General features: G+C 44.7%; 3 protein-coding genes and 1 tRNA gene. 3 read left to right on the forward strand and 1 reads right to left on the reverse strand.

All coding sequences use genetic code 11. The features are described 5' to 3' along the window. The first annotated feature begins 219 nt into the window (after nt 1-219). From B7Y67_RS14455 to B7Y67_RS14465, 3 genes are read left to right on the forward strand one after another with little or no spacing between them, the layout of a single operon-like run. A complete protein-coding gene (locus B7Y67_RS14455) occupies nt 220-1,434 on the forward strand; it encodes an MFS transporter (protein WP_293599239.1) in 1,215 nt (404 codons plus the stop codon). 26 nt (nt 1,435-1,460) lie between these two features. Then, nucleotides 1,461-2,147, forward strand: a complete 687-nt coding sequence (locus tag B7Y67_RS14460; RefSeq protein ID WP_293599240.1) for a dienelactone hydrolase family protein — start codon at nt 1,461-1,463, stop codon at nt 2,145-2,147. 54 nt (nt 2,148-2,201) lie between these two features. After that, complete coding sequence (locus B7Y67_RS14465; protein WP_293599241.1) at nt 2,202-2,699, forward strand: hypothetical protein; 498 nt, start codon at nt 2,202-2,204, stop codon at nt 2,697-2,699. A 54-nt stretch (nt 2,700-2,753) separates the two neighbouring features. Here the strand turns inward: B7Y67_RS14465 and B7Y67_RS14470 are convergent. Beyond that, nucleotides 2,754-2,840, reverse strand: a tRNA-Leu gene (locus B7Y67_RS14470). Between the last annotated feature and the right edge of the window lie 2 nt (nt 2,841-2,842).

The raw sequence follows: 2,842 nt of genomic DNA on the forward strand, positions 1-2,842 counted from the left end.
GACATGGTTAATAGCACTTCCATGAAAAACTAAGATGCAAATAAGGCAAATGATTCCCCAGGCGCTATCTCGCACTAATAGTAGGAAAGGGAAATTAGAGAAGGCGTCGATGATGTTGTTCATGAGTACTTTAGGGTGGGGCTCAGGCATTGATATCTTGGTGGGTTGATAATGGCACATCTCTAATTTCATGTAAAGAAACCCTTGACCGAGCATCACATGCCAAGCGAAAAGAGTAAAGAACGTTTTTTCTTATTCTCTCTTGCCGGAATTCAGTTCACGCATATCCTGGACTTCATGATCATGATGCCTTTGGGACCCGAATTTATTCGAGAGTTCAACATCAATACGCATGAGTTTGGCTTACTGCTCTCCTCCTATACTTTTGCCGCAGCGATTGCCGGCGTCTTTGCTACCTACTTTGTTGATCGTTTCGAGAGAAGAGTGCTGCTGTTGAGTTTGTATTTCTGCTTCATTATTGCCACCTTGGTTTGTGGATTAGCACCTGATTACCATTCACTATTTATTGCACGAGCATTTGCAGGTGCGTTTGGTGGAATCTTGGGTTCATTGGTCCAAACCATCATTGCAGATTCCATTCCGTTCGAACGCAGAGGCAAGGCTTTGGGGACGGTGATGTCGGCATTCTCTGTATCGACAGTAGCTGGAGTTCCCTTAAGTTTATTTCTGGCGAATAACATTCCTTCATTAGGATGGCGTGCCCCATTTATCTTTATCGCCTTGATATCAAGCCTCATCTTATATTTAGGCTATCGCAATATCCATAAGATCTCTGGGCATCTGGGGCATTCTCATGAGGGTAGTCGTCTCAGTCAAATCTGGAACATCTTTGTTGCTCATCAGCATCTGCGTGCATTTATTTTTATGGCGTTGATTATGTTAACCGGATTTTCCGTGATTCCTTATATCGCCCTCTATCTCACGTCCAATGTGGGGATTGATAACTCCTATATTTCTTTAATCTACTTATGTGGTGGCTTAGCTACGCTCATGAGCTCTCGTTTGATTGGTCATCTGGCTGATCGTTACGGCAAGGTCAAGGTATTTAGATTGCTCGCTGTGATTAGCCTAGTACCTTTACTAGTGACAACGAACCTCATGCCAGTTCCACTCTGGGTAGTGCTAATTAATTCAACTGCATTTTTTGTCTTAGTATCGGGGCGCATGATTCCGGCGATGGCGATCGTCAGTCAAGTAGTTGATGCCAAAATTCGGGGGACTTTTATGAGTCTAGTAGGTTCAGTGCAGATGCTGGCATCTGGTCTGGCCTCTGTGATTGCTGGAGTAGTCGTGACCATTGGCAGTGATGGCAAGATGGAGCACTACAACCTGGTTGGCTATGGAGCGGCTTTATGCGGCTTGCTTACATTCTGGTTGGTGGGCTATATTCACACTTACAAACAAGCGAAGTAAACCCAATTTTTTAAAGAAGGATTGTGATGATCACATTTCAAAGACCTGATGGCAAATCTAGTAGCGCGTATTTAGTTGAGCCGGTAGATGCAAAAAATGCCCCTGGCGTAGTTGTGATCCAAGAATGGTGGGGCTTGGATGATGAGATTAAAAATGTCGCCAATCGTTTGGCGGATTCAGGCTATCGCGCCTTGGTTCCAGATCTTTATCGCGGCAAACTTGCTCTAGAGGCAAATGAAGCCGAACATCTAATGAATGATCTTAATTTTGCAGATGCTGCTAGCCAAGATATTCGAGGTGCCGTTCAGTATCTTAAGCAAACTGGTAGTAATAAGGTTGCTGTCACGGGTTTTTGTATGGGTGGTGCGCTTACAGTCTTATCTGCTGAACTGGTTCCTGAGTCTGATGGAACAGTGGTTTGGTATGGCTACCCTCCATTAGAGTATGTTGATGCTGCAGCCATTAAAAAACCAATGTTGGCTCATTGGGCTCTTCATGATGATTTTTTCTCCATCGCTGGCGTTGATCAACTTGAGGAAAAGCTCAAGGTAGCCGGTGTCTCGTATGATTTCCAGCGCTATGATGCTAAGCATGCATTTGCCAATCCTAGGTCAGATTCGAGAGGTCTGCCTCCATTGCAGTACAACCCGGCTGCCGCACAATTGGCCTGGGAACGTACCATGACTTTTCTAAACAATACGCTCAATAATTAACAGCCACTAAATATTCTTACTGAATAATTTCCCCTACTTTTTTCTTTGCTTATCATGCATCTCTTTGCCGAAAACCTAGCTGTTGAACTCTCTTCTTATTACCGCAATCTTGCCTTAGGGCATGGCGTGATTCCGAAGGTATTTACTTTGGTTAATGGGGGTGGTGATCAATACCTCTTTTTCATTGATGATCTGCGCATGGATAAGGATGAGGAAGATCAGTTCTTAGCCTATATCGTCCAGGAACATGAGGCGGTTTGCTACGCGAGAGGCACCTTGGTCATCCTTGACAAATCCCAGCAGTTGATTGAGTTTGCAGTAATCGATCAAGATGAGGCTGAGGCGATTGTGTGTTCAGCTCAATTAACTCGGGATATTGACGATAAGCCGGTTGGACTTACTGAGTTTGAAAAGACCTTAGCGCCCAAAAAGACTATCTTCTTTAGTGGCCTCTTTGAGCTTATTAAGCTATCAGAGGCTAGGGCGGAGGAGTTTGAAAGTCTTTGGGATGAAATGAAGCCCAAGATCTTGCATAGAACCATGGGAATTTGATCGCCTATTGAAAAAGGGCTGTTTAGTCCCCATATAGGTCTTTATAGGTGTATTTGGTGCCCAGGAAGGGACTCGAACCCCCACAACCTTACGATCGCCAGCACCTGAAGCTGGTGCGTCTACCAATTTCGCCACCTGGGCAT

This window comes from Polynucleobacter sp. 35-46-11 (genome assembly GCF_002281105.1).